The organism is Chryseobacterium gallinarum, from assembly GCF_001021975.1.
In the GTDB taxonomy this organism is placed as follows: Bacteria; Bacteroidota; Bacteroidia; order Flavobacteriales; family Weeksellaceae; genus Chryseobacterium; species Chryseobacterium gallinarum.
On sequence record NZ_CP009928.1, the window covers coordinates 1473286 to 1490625 of the forward strand.

Genomic DNA, 17340 nt, shown 5'->3' on the forward strand with positions numbered 1-17340 from the left:
GCAAATATAATACATTTTAAATAAATCTTTTCCTTTATTATTCTGCGTTAAATACAAAAAAAAGCGACAAAAAAATTTGTCGCTTTATATCTGTAAAAATTAATTTCTTACTATTGTTGATTTCCCAGCTTATTCCAGATTTCAATTCTATAATCTTTGATGTCAGCATTGTCCTGAAGACTCTTCATCCAGGCCTGCCCGAACATTCCTGCATTTCTCTGGGTAATAGATTCCGTAAACTGTTTAAGATCACCAGGTTGTTTGTTTACCGTTTCTGATTTTTTGATCAGAACATAAACTCCTGTTCCGCCTTCAACCGGGTTGGATAGTTTTCCTTTTGCTACTCCAAATGCAGCTCCTGCAACTTTAGGCTCCATAGATCCGGCTACTGAAGGGTTCAGTAGATTCACCTGAGCCGTCTGTTTTGAAGTAGCGAATAATTTAGCAATCTGGTCTAAGTTTGAAGCTTTAGCTGCTGCAATCTTATCTGAAATTTGTTTTGCGGCTAATTTATTCTTCACAATAACTTCAATCTGATCTCTTACTGATTCAGGATCAGCAAGACCGGCTTCTTGTTTTCCGTTCAGATACACTACAATTTTATCTCCTGTTCCGTCTACGGTAAAGAATTCCGTATCTCCTTTAGATCTCTTCTTATCAAAAGCCCAGGCAAGGATTTCAGCATCTTTGTCTGTTCCTAATCCCTGAAGCTGACCGTCAAATCTCTTCGCCGTTTTAGGATTAGAGAATTGGTAGTTACCTTTCTTAGCAATGTTCACGAAATCGTTGAAAGATTTCCCTTGAACCTGCTGAATGAATTTTCTTGCTTTCTTATCAGTTTCTGCTTCTGTAGCGTCCGAAGGCTTAATTTCTTTGGTAAGGTTAGCAACCTTATATCCCATTGAACCTGTCTTTTTATCTTCAATATTGATGATATGGTATCCAAACTGGGTTTCCACTACTCCTGTAGCTCCCTTAGGATTATTTGCAAGATAAGTTAGGAATTCAGGTACAAAAGGAGTTTCCGGAGTTGTCCATCCTAAGCTCCCCCCTTGTGCGGCAGAATTCGGATCATTGGATAACTTAAGGAATTCTGTAAATTTGGCAGGTGTTGCTTTTACGATTGCCCCGATAGAATCCGCTAATTTTTTAGCCTGTTCTTTCGTTCTTGACACTCCTTCTCCTGCAGGACTTCCCTTGAAAGCAATAAGGATGTGTCTGGATAAAGTAGAATCTGAAGTCTTTTTACCTACAAGTTTAGAAAGAACATAGAAGTTTTGTTCTTTATAAGGTCCGAAAACCTGTCCTACCGCAGCAGTAGTGATCTGACCCTGTATGGTTGCAGGCAATTGCTTAGGTGTCACATACTGAGGATTAAACGGGGTATCTGAATTCGCCATAACAAACATAGAGTCGTTTTTCGTATTCTGGAAATTCTCCGTACCACCGCTTGCATCGGTACCTCCTGAATATAATTTTGTAATTTCTTTCATTGCCGCGGCATCATCAGCTGCACTTGGCTTGGAAGGGAAATATACAATTCCGATATTCCGGCTTGGCTCCGCTTTGAACATTACAGGATGTTGCTTGATGTAATTTGCAAGATCTTCTGTACTAACGTTGATTTTAGTTTTCTGAAGATAGGCAGCATAATCCACTTTTACAAAATCGATGTCAGCAAGCTGATCTCTCTGCTTCATCAATTCTTCAGCTTCTTTTTTCCCTGTAGTGATACCTGCTGAAATATTGGTAAACACCTGTCTTGCCATCAGTCTGTACTCAATAGTCTTTCTTGTTTTCAACCACTGAGTATATCCCTGAGGGTTAGTGTTTTTTAATGTTTCAATTTCTTTTTTAAGCTCTTGAGTTTTAAAATTACCTTTCTCATCAAAGAACTGTTGATTTTGGGCAAACATCTGATCGTACTGGATCTGATTCCAGAAATAGTCATCAGTCATTTCAAAGCCCAATTTCTCAAACTGCTGCTTGATAAGTTTGGATTGTACAAGTAACTGCCATGCCTGCTCTTCAAGACCATTCTTTGGGCGGCCTTGTTGTTCAGCCTGCTGCTGCAGCACGAAAAGCTGATCATTGAACTCTTCGCGGGTGATTTTCTCACCGTTTACTTTTCCTAAAACATCAGGATTTTTACCAAAAACCTTGTCGATGCTTTCCGGGTTCACCAAGAATGCTAAAAGCGCCAGTGCTATTACTCCCATCAAAAGCCAAGGTCTACTCCTAATCTGTCCTAAAATTGCCATTTTATAAATTATAGTTTTTTATCAGTTTGCGAAAATACACATTTTTAAGAAATTACAGAAGCGGAAGTTCTTTATTTTACTTTTTAATTGGAAAGATTATGGAAATAAGGAAATTTTGACCATATTTTTTAGTAAAAAATGAATGGCATAAGTATTGTGCATTCTAGTATATTATAATATGCCACACGTTTTCAGAGCGTATTATAAAAAATCTCTTTAACGATTAAAAACGAAAATGACAATTTGTCATGCGATCCATTATGACAGAATTTGAAGATATTAGTTTAGAAGAAATGATCAGCGACGGATTTGATATTGTAGCTGAAGAAATCAATCTTTCCGATTTTTCGGAGACTGATAAAAATTCCGAACAAAAAATAATCCCGATACTTCCCGTAAGAAATATGGTGATGTTCCCTAATGTAGTCATTCCTATTACAGCCGGGAGAAAAACATCTATACAGCTCCTTGAAGAAGCCCAGAAAAACGGAGATTTTATCGGAATTGTAAGCCAGAAAAATTCAGATCTTGAACAGCCTACCGAAAAAGATATTTATCTTACGGGAACATTGGCAAAGATCATTAAAATTATAAAGCTTCCTGAAGGCAATATTACTGCAATCACCAAAGGATTTCACAGGTTCAAGATCAAGAAGATCGTTGAAAATAAACCTTATTTCAGAGCGGAAATATCAAAACTAAAGGATACGAGACCTAAAAACCAGGAGGAGTATGATGCCCTGTTAGAAAATATTAAAGACCTTGCTTTAAAAATTATAGAGCTGGATCCTAATATTCCTAACGCAGCTAATTTTGCTATCAAAAACATCAACAATAACGATGACCTTCTGAATTTCATCTGCACAAACGCAAATTTCCCATCAGTAGAAAAACAAAGACTGCTTGAGGAAAAAAGCGTTATGGAAAGAGCAAACAAATGCTATGAAATGATGCATGAGGATTTCAGAAAGCTGGAATTAAGAAACCAGATCCACCAGAAAACGTCAAAAGATCTTGATAAACAACAGAGAGAATACTTTTTGAATCAGCAGATCAGAACGATTCAGGAAGAACTGGGAGGAGGACCCGAAAGCGATGTGGAAGATCTTATCGCCAAGGCTAAAACAAAGAAATGGAGTAAAGAAGTAGAAGAACATTTCCAAAAGGAAATCAACAGGCTACAACGCCAAAACCCCAATTCTCCGGATTATAACGTTCAGAGAAATTATTTGGATTTCTTTACTGATCTTCCATGGGAAACGTATACTAAAGATGTTTTTGATATTGCCAAAGCTGAAAAAGTTCTGGATAAAGCCCATTTTGGCCTGGAAGATATTAAAAAGAGAATCCTGGAACACATGGCTGTTTTAAAATTAAAAAACAACATGAAGTCTCCCATCCTGTTATTGGTGGGTCCTCCGGGAGTAGGAAAAACCTCTTTAGGAAAATCTGTTGCAGATGCTTTAGGAAGAAAATATGTAAGGTTATCATTAGGAGGCCTTCACGACGAAAGCGAAATCCGTGGTCACAGAAAGACCTACATCGGAGCTATGGCGGGCCGTATTTTGCAGTCTATCAAGAAATCAGGCACGTCCAATCCGGTTATTGTCCTTGACGAGATTGACAAGATCGGGCAGGGACTTCATGGAGATCCGAGCTCAGCATTATTAGAAGTTCTTGATCCTGAACAAAATAAGTCATTCTATGACAATTTCCTTGAAATGGGATACGACCTGTCAAAGGTAATGTTTATTGCTACAGCCAATTCGCTATCTACCATACAGACTCCGCTTTTAGACAGAACTGAGATCATTCAGATTGCCGGGTATACCCTGGAAGAAAAGATTGAAATTGCCAAAAGACACCTGATCAAAAAGCAACAGGAAGAAAATGGTCTGGATACCAAATCATTTAAGCTTGGAAATGCTGAGCTTAAACATATTATTGAAGCTCATACTTCAGAAAGCGGCGTCAGAACACTGGAAAAGAGAATTGCTGCTATCGCAAGATGGGTAGCTTTACAGACCGCTTTGGTCAAAGAATATGACCCTAAAATTTCTGTTGAAAAAGTAGATGAGATTCTCGGAGTACCAAGACCGAAAAGCTTATCAGAGATCACAGGTGTTCCGGGAGTGGTAACCGGCCTGGCCTGGACAAGCGTAGGCGGAGACATTCTGTATATTGAGAGCATTTTAAGCAACGGGAAAGGAACATTAACGATGACGGGAAACCTTGGTACTGTCATGAAAGAATCTGCAACCATTGCTTTAGAATACATCAAAGCCAAGCATGATGAGCTCGGAATTCCACAGGAAGATCTGGACAAGAAAAACATCCACGTCCATGTTCCGGAAGGAGCAACCCCGAAAGACGGACCTTCAGCAGGTATTGCCATGCTTACCTCAATGGTCTCTTCTTTTAAAAATAAAAAAATAAGGCCTCACCTTGCAATGACGGGAGAAATTACCCTGAGAGGGAAAGTACTTCCGGTGGGAGGAATTAAGGAAAAGCTCCTCGCTGCCACCAGAGCCGGCGTTAAAGACGTTATCCTTTGTGAAGCAAACCGTAAAGATGTAGAAGAGATCAAGAAGGATTATTTAAAAAACCTGAAGGTTCACTATGTCAACAGAATGGAGGAAGTCATCGACATCGCCATTGAAAAATAAAACAACTTATATAACATATCAACTTCTCAATAAAGAAACACGTTCCGCTACCGGGGCGTGTTTCTGTTATTCAGAAAAGTATTGTATCTCTTTATTATTCATTAATCAGTGGAATAAAATTTGCTTCGCTACAGTAAATACAAATGAATTGAATAAAAAATTCTTCAATTCATAGGGTTTTCTTATATTTATTTCACACAGCAGATTTTAAATTATGAATTTTCTTAGACTACCTTTCCTTGTCAAGCTCACCCTTGTGGTTATTTCCATCATTGGAATCGGCTATCTTCTAGCATTGGGACAAAGCATTTTGGCTCCGTTCTTTCTTGCATTCCTTATGGCAATGCTTTTCTTACCGGCAGCCACTTTTATGGAAAGAAAATTAAGGTTCCCCAGATCCTTATCTACGATGACCTCAGTATTTACCATGCTGATCATCCTGGGAGGAATTATTTATTTTTTCAGCACCCAACTTTCAGATTTCAGTAAAGACCTGCCTCACTTAAGGGAGCAATTTACTACCGTGTTCAACAATATCCAGCATTGGGTATCCAAAACATTTAACGTGAAAGTGGATGAGCAGGTAGACTATATCAACCAGGGGCTGAACAAGCTTCTCTCTTCCTCAGGAGCTATTCTGGGCTTTACTTTCGGAATATTTTCTACAGGATTCGGGTTTATTATATTCTTTACCCTATTTTTTATTTTCATCTTAAATTACAGAAGAATTTTAAACAATTTTATTGTTACTGTTTTTAGCGAAAGGCATAAAGCAAGTGTACAACAAGCTGTTACCGAGATCCGTATCATGACCAAAAAGTATATTTTCGGGCTTTTCCTTCAGGTTATTATCGTTTCTGTTCTTACTTCTATCTTACTTACTATTTTAGGTGTAAAATATGCCATTCTCCTGGCAGTTTTAACGGGCTTACTGAACGTGATTCCCTATCTGGGAATTTTTATTTCCCTTTTAATTTCCTGTTTTATTGCATTTGCTACTGCGAGTCCCTCAACATGTATCTATGTAGCATTGGGATATATTGGCATTCATGCTATTGACGGGAATATTGTCCTTCCGTTTGTTGTAGGATCAAAGGTGAAAATCAACGCTTTATTTTCTTTTATCGGAATTCTTTTAGGGGAACATCTTTGGGGAATTGCGGGCATGTTCCTTTGTATTCCGGCTATTGCTATTATAAAAATCATTTGTGAAAAGGTAGATGATTTAAAACCTTGGGGAAGATTATTAGGTGAGGAACAAAAGCCTAATAAAAAGAAAAAAAGCTATAAAATCTCAAAGAACATTACCCTGAAAGAAATGGATTAATCATCAATAAGCCGTAATTGGTACTTTATTTTAAATTTTTATCAAAAACCAATACAAACAATCTGTTTTTATTATACATTTGATATAAAATTTCCAATCATGAAAATAATAAAATTCATTCTTTGCCTATTATTCGGAATCATGTTTCTTAATGCAGGATTAGATAAATTCTTTCATTATAATCCTGCTCCAAAATTAACTGATGCACAAATGAAAGTGTATGCAGCTTTTGGAGAAATAGGCTGGCTGTTACCCTTAGTCGGGGCCGTTGAAATAATAGGAGGGCTCTTGTTTATCTTTCCTAAAACAAGAGCATTAGGAGCTATTGTTATTTTGCCGGTAATGGTCGGAATCCTGAGTCACAACCTTTTCAAAGATCCTTCACCAACAGGTATTGCCATTTCCGGCATATTGTTCCTGATCAATATTGGAATTATTATCGATAACCGGGAAAAATATAAAGCACTGGTAAGCTGATGCTCCGATAATGGTCAATAGTAATCCATCGCTTGACGATTTTTATAAATTCAATGCAAACAAATTCACCATTGGCTATTGACCATTCATTTATCTGCCAAATATCTATACAAAAGCACTGAAGCCTGTAATTGATCGCCCTACAATGAGCGAGTTGATTTCTTTTGTTCCTTCATAAGAATAAATGGCTTCAGCATCTGCTACAAACCTTGCCACATCATATTCCAGCAGGATACCGTTTCCGCCCATGACCTCCCTGGCTCTGGAAACAATATCTCTAGTCCTTAAAGTACAGAAAACTTTAGCTAAAGAAGCATGTTCATCTTTCAAAATACCTTCATCCTGCATTTCAGAGAGCCTGAAAACCATCGTCTGCATTGCTGTAAGGTTAGACAACATCTCTACCAGGTGTCCCTGGATCATTTGAAATGAAGCAATAGGCTTCCCGAACTGCTCCCTTTTCCGGGTATAATCCAATGCACTTTCATAAGCTCCCCTGGCACAGCCGGTCGCCATCCAGGCTACTCCTGCTCTTGTCATCCGCAGCACTTTTCCGGTATCTTTAAATGAGTTGGCATTCTGCAAACGGTTTTCTTCAGTCACGAGACAGTCTTTTAAAGTGATCAACCCGTTCTGAACAATTCGGAGCGCCATTTTTCCTTTAATCTTTTCTACAGAATATCCGGGATTATCCTTTTCTACGATAAATCCTTTTACTTCACCGCTATCCAGATCCCTAGCCCAGATGATCACCAGATCAGCAAAAGTGGCATTTCCGATCCATTTTTTCTGGCCATTAAGCACCCACCCTTCCTCTGTTTTTTTACAAGTGACGGTGAGACCTCCCGCTGCCCCGGAGCCTACCTCGGGTTCTGTCAGTCCAAAGGCACCAATTTTTTCAAATTTCTGCATCTGAGGAAGCCATTTCTGTTTTTGTTCTTCGGAACCACAAATGTAGATAGACCCCATCGCCAATCCGGACTGTACTCCAAAAAAGGTAGCAATGGAAGCGTCAATTCTCGCCATTTCCATGGCAATAACCCCTTCCATCAAAAAGGGCATTCCCGGACAGCCATATCCTTCGTAGGTAACCCCACAAATATTAAGCTCGCGGAACTTCGGTATCAATTCAAAAGGGAATTCATCTCTAAGCCAGTAATGATTAACCAGAGGTTTTACTTCTTTTTCCATAAAAGCTCTTACTTTAAGCTGAATTTCTCTTTGGTCCGGGTTTAATGTATGGTAGATATCATAGAAATCTCCATCAATAGGAGGAAGCTCTTTCTTTTTCTTATTCGGATCAAGCATTTTCATGAGTCCTGAGAGCTGCCTGTCATCCAATTTGGAAAAATTATGCATCAATTTAGGTAAATCAACTTTTTCTGAGATTGCACTTAACTGATCAAAATCTATGGATGTAAATAATTCAATTGCATTTCTGATTTTAGAGAAAGTATTTGACATAATGATATATTGTGGTTTGATTTGTAAAAGATAAGCAAAAATTACTCCATAAACAATCGAAAACCCTTTTGCTTATTTTACAAAACATTAAAAATCAAAACATTAAAGCGACATTTTTTCTTTACAAACTTTTTACTTCCGATTTTCAAAGGTTACAAAAGAATCCTTCTGAACTTTGACCTAAGCAAACCATTAAAATCCACGTTATGAAATCTACCTACATCAAACTATCTTTATCAGCAGTAATTTTACTGGGCGTGTATTCATGCAAAAAAGGAGAAGCCTCCGCAAGCGACCTTGAAGCATATTCCAATACAGAGCCGGCAAGCAAGATGATATCAGACAGTGTTTCTTCAGCCGCTACAATGAAAATAAAAGATAAGCAGTTCATTAAAACGGCAGATGTCAATATGGAAGTAAAAGACGTATACAATGCCACCATTTCCATTGAAAAATCCGTTCAGGATCTAGGAGGATTTGTTACACATAGCAATCTGCGAAGTAATGTTGTTTCCGAAAACACCTATAACACTTCTGATGAGGATGCCATGCTGATCAAAAAATACCAGACTGAAAATGCAATGCAGGTCCGTGTGCCTACAGCAAAGCTTGGCGAGTTTCTTACAGTAATCAATAATGATAAACTGTTCCTCAATTCCCGTTCTATCAACGCTGAAGATATGACTTCCAGCATCAGATATGCAGAAATGGAAAGCCAGCGCAACAAAAAAACAGCTGAAAACATCAGCCAGCTTAAAACAAATAAAGATAAAGTAAGGCTGGATGACATCAATATGACAGAGGGCAATCTGCAGAAGCTCTCAGGTATGGATATTGCAGACAATCTGAAATACAGCACCGTAGACATTTACATCAAAGAACCTAAGCTCCGGATTGCTGAAATTGCCGTTACCAACACCACCCGTATTGATAATAAATACAAATTCAATTTTATTTATGATGCAAAAGATGGTTTGGTATATGGATTTTACCTGATCCAGAAAATCATTGTTTCGCTTATTAATATCTGGCCATTATTATTAATTGCTGCCTGTGTAATCTATTTTGTAAGAAAAAGAAAGGGGGCAAAACCTGAACAAAGCAAAATTCCTGATTAAAGCTATCCTAACCGATAAGGTTATCATCATAATTTTAGATTTTACAGCCTCCTTTTCAGGAGGTTTTTCTGTTTAAAGCGGTAACGGCTTTCATACCGTCATAATACTATCAGAAAACTACAATTAAAAATATCTTCAAAGTATGTAAAAAAGCAAGCCTCAGGTCATTCCTGTGATTTTGTTTTTTTAAAAAATCGTTATTTATCGTCTCCAAATTTATTTGAGGTTTTATTTTTCCTTAAATTTGCCAATCAGAAATAAAGTATGGTAAATTTTTATGGATTTTACCCTTTAATTAATTTCTGAGCTATATAAATTCCTAAATATGTTATCAAAAATAAATCCTATACAAACCAATAGCTGGAAGGCACTTGATGAACATTTCGGCGAAAATGATTTTGACCTGAGAAGTCTTTTTCAGTACAATCCTGACCGTTTTGCAGAATTTTCTTTACAGAAAGAAAATTATCTTTTTGATTATTCTAAAAACCTGATTGATTCAAAAACGAAAGAGCTTTTATTGAGTCTCGCAGAAGAATGTCAGCTAAAAGATGCCATTTCTAAAATGTTCTCCGGTGATAAAATCAACGAAACAGAAGGAAGAGCAGTTCTTCATACTGCTTTAAGGGATTTTTCCGGTAAAGAAATTCTTGTGGATGGCGAGAATATCAAACCACACATTAAAAGGGTACTTGATCATATGAAAGCGTTCTCCGAAAAAATTATTTCAGGAGAGCATAAAGGTTTTAGCGGAAAAGAAATTACTGATGTTGTCAACATCGGAATCGGAGGTTCAGATTTGGGACCCGTGATGGTTTGTTCAGCTTTAAAACATTTTAAAACAAGGTTAAATGTACATTTTGTTTCCAATGTAGACGGAAATCATATTGCAGAAGTTGTCAAAAGCCTAAATCCTGAAACAACTTTGTTTATCATTGCTTCTAAAACATTCACGACACAGGAAACGATGACCAATGCCAACTCGGCAAAAGACTGGTTCCTGAAAGCGGGAAAACAGGAGGATGTGGCCAAACATTTTGTTGCCTTGTCTACTAATATTGAGGAAGTTAAAAAATTCGGAATTGCAGAAGAAAATATTTTTGAATTCTGGGACTGGGTAGGCGGAAGATATTCTCTATGGAGTGCTATCGGACTAAGTATTGTATTGGCTGTAGGCTATGAAGACTTCGAGCAGCTTTTAAGAGGCGCCTATGATACCGACCTGCATTTCCAGACTGCTGATTTTTCTGAAAATGTTCCTGTCTTAATGGGGCTTTTAGGAATCTGGTACCGTAACTTTTATGCAGCAACCAGTTATGCTATTCTTCCTTACTCGCAGTATCTGGACAGATTTGCCGCTTATCTGCAGCAGGGAGATATGGAAAGCAACGGAAAATGTGTAGACCGCAATGGTGAATTTGTGGAATATGAAACCGGTCCTATTATTTGGGGCGAGCCCGGAACAAACGGGCAGCATGCATTTTATCAGCTGATCCACCAGGGCACGGAATTGATTCCTGCAGATTTTATTGCCTATGTAAAAAGTCCGAATACTATTTCCGACCATCAGGAAAAGTTATTGGCCAATTTCTTTGCACAAACTGAAGCACTTGCCTTTGGAAAGACTGAGGAAGAAGCTGAGGAAGAACTGAGGAACTCCGGAAAATCTGAGGAAGAAACAGACCGTTTAGTACCTTATAAAGTCTTCCACGGAAACACGCCTACCAACTCTATACTATTCAAGGAATTAACTCCATTTTCATTGGGACAGCTGATCGCAATGTATGAGCATAAAATCTTTGTTCAGGGCGTTATCTGGAATATTTTCAGTTTCGACCAGTTTGGAGTGGAATTAGGAAAAGTTTTAGCCAATAAAATCCTTCCCGAGCTTGAAAACAATGAGCCGGTAAACTCACACGACAGCTCTACCAACGGACTGATTAATTATTATAAAGGAAATAAATAGCAGATGTCTGCCTTACGATCATATTATTATAAGCTCCCTCCAGGCCTTAGATTATTAGGAAGAAAAATTTATTATTTTCCTATTGATCTGTATGAAGGGCTTACCGGGAAAAGAGCTGAAAATGAGCCTAAAAAAGGAGATATTTATGTAGGCAGCAGTGATTTTATCCCCCACGGAATCCGCCAGATGAATGTTTTAAAGAAATATATTGCTTTAAAAAATTCTGACCACGTGCTTGATATAGGATGTGGAATCGGGAGAACGGCTGTCGCTTTAAGCGGATTTATAGATAAAGGAACATATGACGGGTTTGACGCTGTAGAAAAGGGAATCATATGGTGTAATAAGCATATTCATTCAAAATATCCCCATTTCAATTTTAAATTCACACCCATCTATAACGATCTGTATAATACTTACAGTCAAAAGGCTGAAGACTTTACATTTCCTTATGAAAATGGCCGGTTTGATAAGGCTTTTCTCTTTTCCGTATTCACGCATATGCAGATTCCTGAAATCAGAAGATACCTGCAGGAGATCAGCAGGGTACTGAAAAAAGACGGGCAATGCCTGGCAACTTTTTTCCTGTATGATGATTCCGGAAATGAAAGCGGAACAATGGATTTCCCTTATCAGTATGATGGTTACAGGCTGATGGATGACAAAGTAACTGCGGCCAATATAGCCGTGAGCATCCCATTATTAAATCAAATGGCTTACGACGCAGGACTGAAAGTAACGACTATAAAAGAAGGCTTCTGGAGAAATGATGTGGAAAAAGAAGGTGCTGATGAATTCCAGGATATTGTAGTATTCAATAAAATCTAAATAAAAGTAAAAAAAGTAAAAATGGCAGAAATTCTTGACGGACTTAAAGTATCCAAAGAAATAAAAGCAGAGATCAAAGCTGAAGTGGAGAAGATCCTTCAAAGCAAAAGAAGGGCACCACATTTGGTGGCAATTCTTGTAGGAAACAACGGGGCAAGCAAAGCCTATGTAAATGCTAAAGTAAAAGATTGTGAAGAAGTAGGCTTTCAATCCAGCTTAATTAAATTCCCAAGCACCGTTTCCGAATCAGAATTATTGGAAAAGATTGAAGAACTGAATAAATCTAAAGCTGTTGACGGATTTATCGTTCAGCTTCCTTTACCGGACCAGATTGATCAGGAAAAAATCATCAATGCAATCGATCCTAGGAAAGATGTGGATGGCTTCCATCCTGAAAACTTCGGAAAAATGGCACTCGAAATGGATACTTTCTTACCTGCCACTCCTTTTGGAATTCTGACATTGTTAGAAAGATACAATATTGAAACCAAAGGAAAAGATTGTGTGATCATAGGAAGAAGTAAAATTGTAGGAAGACCGATGAGTATCCTGATGGGAAGAAAAGATTTTCCCGGGAATTCTACGGTTACCCTTACCCATTCTTATACTAAAGATATTGAAGAATATACTAAAAAGGCAGACATCGTTATTACCGCCCTGGGAGACCCTCATTTCCTGAAAGGTGAAATGATCAAAGAAGGAGCAGTAATTGTTGATGTAGGGATTACAAGAGTAGATAATGATTCTCCAAAAGGATATTACCTGGCGGGTGATGTAGATTTTGACAGCTGTGCCGCAAAAGCAAGCTGGATCACCCCTGTACCCGGAGGAGTAGGCCCAATGACAAGAGCAATGCTGATGAAAAATACCATCATTGCTTACAAAACTTCGGTCTATAACGACTAATTTTACAATGAATAAAGAACAAGATATTTTATTAAAAGAAGGTAAAATGCTCCCTGTAATGGAGCATTTTTACACTTTACAAGGAGAAGGAGCCCACACCGGAAAAGCCGCTTATTTCATCAGATTAGGAGGATGTGATGTGGGATGCCACTGGTGTGATGTAAAAGAAAGCTGGGATCCGGATCTTCATCCGTTAATGGATGCTACAGCAATTGCAGAAACAGCTGCTAAACATTGTAAAACGATTGTTCTCACCGGAGGGGAACCCCTGATGTGGAATCTGGATATCCTTACATCCAGATTGAAGGAACTGGGATGCAGTATTCATATCGAAACTTCCGGAGCCTATCCGATGAGTGGCCAGCTGGACTGGATTACCCTTTCGCCCAAGAAAACCGGATTGCCTAAAGAGGAGATTTACCAGAAAGCCAATGAGCTTAAGGTAATCATCTTTAACAATCATGATTTTACATTCGCACAAGAACAGGCTGCCAGGGTTTCTGAAAACTGCAAGCTGTATCTTCAGAGTGAGTGGAGCAAGAGAAATGATATGTATCCTAAGATTACAGATTTTATTCTGGAACATCCTGAATGGCAGGCTTCTGTTCAGACCCACAAATATCTGAATATCCCATAAAAATATGTAAATTAGCTGCTATTCCGATAATACCGATAGATGCAGAGAATTCGATACTCTAGATACCTGAAATCGATCATTATTTTGCTTGACCTCATGGTTATTGCATCTATCTTCATATTCTTTTTCATAAGCAGAAATGAAAGCTTAAAGTTCCACAAGGAAACCTGGTATCAGAATGTGTTTTCGTTGATTTTGCTGTTTTTGTTCTGGATGCTCCTGAGTGGTAGAACAAAAATATACAATATCCCGAGGAACCTGACGTATACTCTTTTTCTTGAGCGCCTGCTGATCCATTTCCTTTTTTTTATCCTGGGGGTTCTGCTTATCGGTAAGGTGAGTAAAAATGTTTTTTTTAATTCGGATATTTATTGGCTCTCTCTTTACCTGTTGGTTTTTATTTTTCTGGCGAAGTCTATTATTTTCTTTGCCATCAAATACCTCCGGTCTCTGGGGGCCAATTACAGAAATGTCATGTTTCTGGGCGACAGTGGGTCTACGGAGATCTTGAAAAATATATTTGAAGACCGGAAAGATTACGGATACCGGATATTTGAGTACGAAAAGGCAGAAATTAAAGCTTATGAATTAGTCGAATTTTGGAAAAAAAACGGAATTCATACTTTATTCTTATCCACAGAAAATTCATTTTCGGAAGATACCGAAGCTCAGATTTTTAAAATGGCTGAGGAAAATAAGGTTCACATTTCATTAATCCCGAGTATTACACAAAGTGATTTTTTCCTTTATGATCTGGGATATATCCAGACCCAGCCGGTGCTTAACCAGGCCCGGTATCCATTAGATTATTATGCTAATTTTCTGATGAAAAGGGCCTTTGATATTATTTTTTCCCTGGTCATCCTTATTTTTATTTGCTCCTGGGTATTTCCGATTATTGCCCTACTCATAAAAACAACCTCAAAAGGACCGGTTTTTTTCCTGCAAAAACGATACGGATTCCATGAAGAAGTTTTTAACTGTATTAAATTCAGGACCATGGTCATCAATGATGAATCTACTACCAAAACCACACAGGTGAATGATTCCAGAATCACCAGGGTAGGCAAGTTTTTGAGGAAAACCAGCCTGGATGAGCTCCCGCAGTTCATTAATGTATTAAAAGGAGAGATGTCTGTTGTAGGGCCCCGTCCTCATATGCTGGCTGTAGATAATTATTACAAACCTAAAATAGGAAGATACAGCCTGCGCAGCATGGTAAGTCCCGGAATCACGGGATTGTCACAGGTAAGCGGCCTTAGAGGGGATTTCGGAGATATAGAAGTGGAAATGAAAAAACGGATTCTGGCTGACGCCTTTTATGTCAGGAACTGGAGTTTTGTGTTGGACCTTGTCATTATATTAAAAACCGTTTTATTAGTGATAGGTGGAGATAAAAATGCAAAATAAGGAATCCATGGGATTAAAATCGCTTTAAAATAACTTTAACACTAAACCGGGCCTGGCGTTACCTTGAACTCTGGCCTAATTAAATAAAAAAGTCTAATTTAGCAGCATGTTAAAAAAGTTTTTCACAGCAGTAGGGGAATATATGCTCCTTCTAGGAAAATCCTTACAGAAGCCTCAGAAAATGAGGGTTTTCTGGAAGCTGTTCATGAGAGAAATTAATGATTTGGGAGTCAATTCATTTGGATTGGTTGTCTTTACATCTATATTCGTAGGAGCGGTAGTCGCCATTCAGATGTTCAATAACTTTGATGCTTCGTCGTTTCCTATTCCCACTTCTTTCGTTGGATATGCTACGAAAGCTGTTTTAGTGCTTGAGTTCTCCCCTACCATTATCAGTCTGATTCTGGCAGGAAAAGTGGGATCTTATATTGCATCCAGCATCGGAACGATGAGGGTTTCTGAGCAGATTGATGCATTGGATATTATGGGAGTAAATTCCCCTAATTTTCTGATATTCCCTAAAATTATTGCCTGTGTCCTTTTTAATCCCCTTCTTATTGCTATCAGTATTGTATTCGGTATTGGCGGTGGTTATGTTGCCGGGATTTTAACCGGAAACTGGACAGAAAATGACTATATCGTCGGAATTCAGATGTATATGCCTAACCTGTTTATTTATTATGCCTTTATTAAAACCATTGTTTTTGCTTTTATCATTGCCACCGTTCCTTCCTATTTCGGATACAATGTAAAAGGCGGATCTTTGGAAGTAGGTAGAGCTAGTACACAGGCTGTAGTCTGGACCATGGTATTCATTATCATTTCCGAATTAATTTTAACCCAATTAATATTAAGCTAATGATTGAGGTAAAAGATCTTAAGAAAAGTTTTGGTGATGTTGAAGTACTTAAGGGAATTTCAACTTCATTTGATAAAGGAAAGGTAAACCTGATCATTGGGCAGAGTGGTTCCGGGAAGACAGTATTCCTTAAAAGTTTACTGAATGTATATATGCCGTCTTCGGGAGAAATCTTATTCGACGGTAAGGATATCAACACCATGACAAGAGATGAGAAACAGCATCTCCGCTCGGAAATCGGAACTGTATTCCAGGGAAGTGCATTATTTGACTCTTTAACGGTGGAAGAAAATATTATGTTTCCACTGGATATGTTTACCAATCTTACCTACAGGGAAAAAAAGAAAAGAGTTTTTGAAGTAATCGGAAGAGTACACCTTGATAAAGCTGATAAAAAATACCCTTCTGAAATTTCGGGAGGAATGCAAAAAAGGGTGGCCATTGCCAGGGCAATTGTGAACAATCCTAAATATCTGTTCTGTGATGAGCCCAATTCAGGACTGGATCCTTATACTTCCAAAGTCATTGATGATCTTCTTTACGAAATTACAAAGGAATACAACACCACCACTATCATCAATACCCATGATATGAACTCTGTAATGACGATTGGTGAGAAAATTGTATATCTGAGGTTAGGTATCAAAGAATGGGAGGGTAATAAGAATATTCTGATTACCGCAGGCAATAAAAATCTGATTGACTTCGTTTATTCTTCAGAGCTGTTTAAGGAGCTGAGAGAATATTTGCTTGAAAATAATAAAACAATTGAAAATACAATTACAAAAATAGATGATAATGAAAAAGGTACTTAGTATAGCGTTAATAGGGTTTTCAATGTTGGCTTCCGCACAGATCTCCCTGGCAGGTAAAGCCAATTTAATCTTTCCTACAGGCTCACCTTCATGGTCCAACATTAAAGGAACTGTGAATGATGCTATTGAGGGAACAGGAAAAAACAATGTAGGATTCAACGTGGGACTTTCCATGAAAATAGGATTGCCTACTTCATTGTTTGTGATGCCGGAAATCTATTATACCCATTTCAAAAATGAGTTCACTACAGAAAACACTACTTTTGATGTAAAAAGCAACCGTATTGATGTTCCGGTTCTTCTGGGATATAATCTTTTAGGTAATATGCTAGGTGTATTTGTAGGACCTGTTGGAAGCTTCAATCTAAACAAAGACAATACGTACAATGATTTTAAAGAAAATGCCAAAAATGATTTTACAGTAGGATATCAGTTTGGAGCACAGCTTGAAATCAAAAAACTTATTGTGAATGCAAGATATGAAGGTGCTTTCAGCAAAGACCAAAGAAACTTTATCAACAGGGTTTCCGGCTCGGAAATCAGATATGACAACAGACCCAACTTATTTATGGTTGGTTTAGGATACAAATTTTAATCATTTCGAAA

Annotated in this window: 14 protein-coding genes; 12 read left to right on the forward strand and 2 right to left on the reverse strand. The window is 38.0% G+C overall.

The features are described from left to right. Positions 1 to 110 precede the first annotated feature (110 nt). On the reverse strand, positions 111 to 2261 hold the full coding sequence (locus tag OK18_RS06600) for a peptidylprolyl isomerase (protein WP_053327506.1): 2151 nt from the start codon (positions 2259 to 2261) through the stop codon (positions 111 to 113). 260 nt (positions 2262 to 2521) lie between these two features. Between OK18_RS06600 and lon the strand changes: the two genes are divergently transcribed. From lon to OK18_RS06615, 3 genes are all read left to right on the forward strand, one after another. Continuing rightward, complete coding sequence (gene lon / locus OK18_RS06605) at positions 2522 to 4927, forward strand: endopeptidase La (protein ID WP_050019798.1); 2406 nt, start codon at positions 2522 to 2524, stop codon at positions 4925 to 4927. 214 nt (positions 4928 to 5141) lie between these two features. Beyond that, the gene (locus tag OK18_RS06610) at positions 5142 to 6254 is read left to right on the forward strand and encodes an AI-2E family transporter (RefSeq protein WP_053327507.1); all 1113 of its coding nucleotides are present in this window, start codon (positions 5142 to 5144) and stop codon (positions 6252 to 6254) included. Positions 6255 to 6353: 99 nt separating this feature from the next. Then, entirely contained in the window at positions 6354 to 6731 is a 378-nt protein-coding gene (locus tag OK18_RS06615; protein WP_053327508.1) for a DoxX family protein, read from the forward strand. A gap of 105 nt (positions 6732 to 6836) precedes the next feature. Here OK18_RS06615 and OK18_RS06620 read toward each other — a convergent pair whose 3' ends face one another. After that, positions 6837 to 8195 (reverse strand): acyl-CoA dehydrogenase family protein, encoded by a 1359-nt coding sequence (locus OK18_RS06620; RefSeq protein WP_053327509.1) that lies wholly within the window; start codon positions 8193 to 8195, stop codon positions 6837 to 6839. 206 nt (positions 8196 to 8401) lie between these two features. Here OK18_RS06620 and OK18_RS06625 point away from each other — a divergent pair, with 206 nt between their 5' ends. The 9 genes from OK18_RS06625 (at position 8402) to OK18_RS06665 (ending at position 17329) form a co-directional block, all read left to right on the forward strand. Further along, positions 8402 to 9313, forward strand: a complete 912-nt coding sequence (locus OK18_RS06625; RefSeq protein WP_053327510.1) for a DUF4349 domain-containing protein — start codon at positions 8402 to 8404, stop codon at positions 9311 to 9313. Between the two features lie 325 nt (positions 9314 to 9638). Continuing rightward, positions 9639 to 11279: a glucose-6-phosphate isomerase gene (gene pgi / locus OK18_RS06630; RefSeq protein WP_053327511.1), complete on the forward strand. Its 1641-nt coding sequence runs from the start codon at positions 9639 to 9641 to the stop codon at positions 11277 to 11279. 3 nt (positions 11280 to 11282) lie between these two features. Then, positions 11283 to 12107 (forward strand): class I SAM-dependent methyltransferase, encoded by an 825-nt coding sequence (locus OK18_RS06635; RefSeq protein WP_053327512.1) that lies wholly within the window; start codon positions 11283 to 11285, stop codon positions 12105 to 12107. Positions 12108 to 12128: 21 nt separating this feature from the next. Next, positions 12129 to 13013 carry a bifunctional 5,10-methylenetetrahydrofolate dehydrogenase/5,10-methenyltetrahydrofolate cyclohydrolase gene (locus tag OK18_RS06640; RefSeq protein ID WP_050019805.1) on the forward strand — a complete coding sequence of 295 codons (885 nt, stop codon included), beginning with the start codon at positions 12129 to 12131 and terminating at the stop codon, positions 13011 to 13013. 7 nt (positions 13014 to 13020) lie between these two features. Further along, positions 13021 to 13650, forward strand: a complete 630-nt coding sequence (locus OK18_RS06645; RefSeq protein ID WP_050019806.1) for a 7-carboxy-7-deazaguanine synthase QueE — start codon at positions 13021 to 13023, stop codon at positions 13648 to 13650. A 39-nt stretch (positions 13651 to 13689) separates the two neighbouring features. Beyond that, a complete protein-coding gene (locus tag OK18_RS06650; RefSeq protein ID WP_053327513.1) occupies positions 13690 to 15060 on the forward strand; it encodes an exopolysaccharide biosynthesis polyprenyl glycosylphosphotransferase in 1371 nt (456 codons plus the stop codon). Between the two features lie 106 nt (positions 15061 to 15166). After that, on the forward strand, positions 15167 to 15919 hold the full coding sequence (locus OK18_RS06655) for an MlaE family ABC transporter permease (RefSeq protein ID WP_050019807.1): 753 nt from the start codon (positions 15167 to 15169) through the stop codon (positions 15917 to 15919). Continuing rightward, positions 15919 to 16734, forward strand: a complete 816-nt coding sequence (locus OK18_RS06660) for an ABC transporter ATP-binding protein (protein ID WP_053327514.1) — start codon at positions 15919 to 15921, stop codon at positions 16732 to 16734. The genes OK18_RS06655 and OK18_RS06660 overlap by 1 nt, the downstream gene beginning before the upstream one ends. Then, positions 16718 to 17329 (forward strand): outer membrane beta-barrel protein, encoded by a 612-nt coding sequence (locus tag OK18_RS06665; RefSeq protein ID WP_053327515.1) that lies wholly within the window; start codon positions 16718 to 16720, stop codon positions 17327 to 17329. The genes OK18_RS06660 and OK18_RS06665 overlap by 17 nt, the downstream gene beginning before the upstream one ends. The last annotated feature ends 11 nt before the right edge of the window (positions 17330 to 17340 follow it).

Coding starts and splice junctions, on each gene's coding strand:
- OK18_RS06625 (WP_053327510.1), top strand. CDS start 8,402: ATGAAATCTACCTACATCAAACTATCTTTATCAGCAGTAATTTTACTG.
- OK18_RS06645 (WP_050019806.1), top strand. CDS start 13,021: ATGAATAAAGAACAAGATATTTTATTAAAAGAAGGTAAAATGCTCCCT.
- OK18_RS06600 (WP_053327506.1), bottom strand. CDS start 2,261: ATGGCAATTTTAGGACAGATTAGGAGTAGACCTTGGCTTTTGATGGGA.
- OK18_RS06660 (WP_053327514.1), top strand. CDS start 15,919: ATGATTGAGGTAAAAGATCTTAAGAAAAGTTTTGGTGATGTTGAAGTA.
- OK18_RS06640 (WP_050019805.1), top strand. CDS start 12,129: ATGGCAGAAATTCTTGACGGACTTAAAGTATCCAAAGAAATAAAAGCA.
- OK18_RS06610 (WP_053327507.1), top strand. CDS start 5,142: ATGAATTTTCTTAGACTACCTTTCCTTGTCAAGCTCACCCTTGTGGTT.
- OK18_RS06665 (WP_053327515.1), top strand. CDS start 16,718: ATGAAAAAGGTACTTAGTATAGCGTTAATAGGGTTTTCAATGTTGGCT.
- OK18_RS06620 (WP_053327509.1), bottom strand. CDS start 8,195: ATGTCAAATACTTTCTCTAAAATCAGAAATGCAATTGAATTATTTACA.
- lon (WP_050019798.1), top strand. CDS start 2,522: ATGACAGAATTTGAAGATATTAGTTTAGAAGAAATGATCAGCGACGGA.
- pgi (WP_053327511.1), top strand. CDS start 9,639: ATGTTATCAAAAATAAATCCTATACAAACCAATAGCTGGAAGGCACTT.
- OK18_RS06655 (WP_050019807.1), top strand. CDS start 15,167: ATGTTAAAAAAGTTTTTCACAGCAGTAGGGGAATATATGCTCCTTCTA.
- OK18_RS06615 (WP_053327508.1), top strand. CDS start 6,354: ATGAAAATAATAAAATTCATTCTTTGCCTATTATTCGGAATCATGTTT.
- OK18_RS06650 (WP_053327513.1), top strand. CDS start 13,690: ATGCAGAGAATTCGATACTCTAGATACCTGAAATCGATCATTATTTTG.
- OK18_RS06635 (WP_053327512.1), top strand. CDS start 11,283: ATGTCTGCCTTACGATCATATTATTATAAGCTCCCTCCAGGCCTTAGA.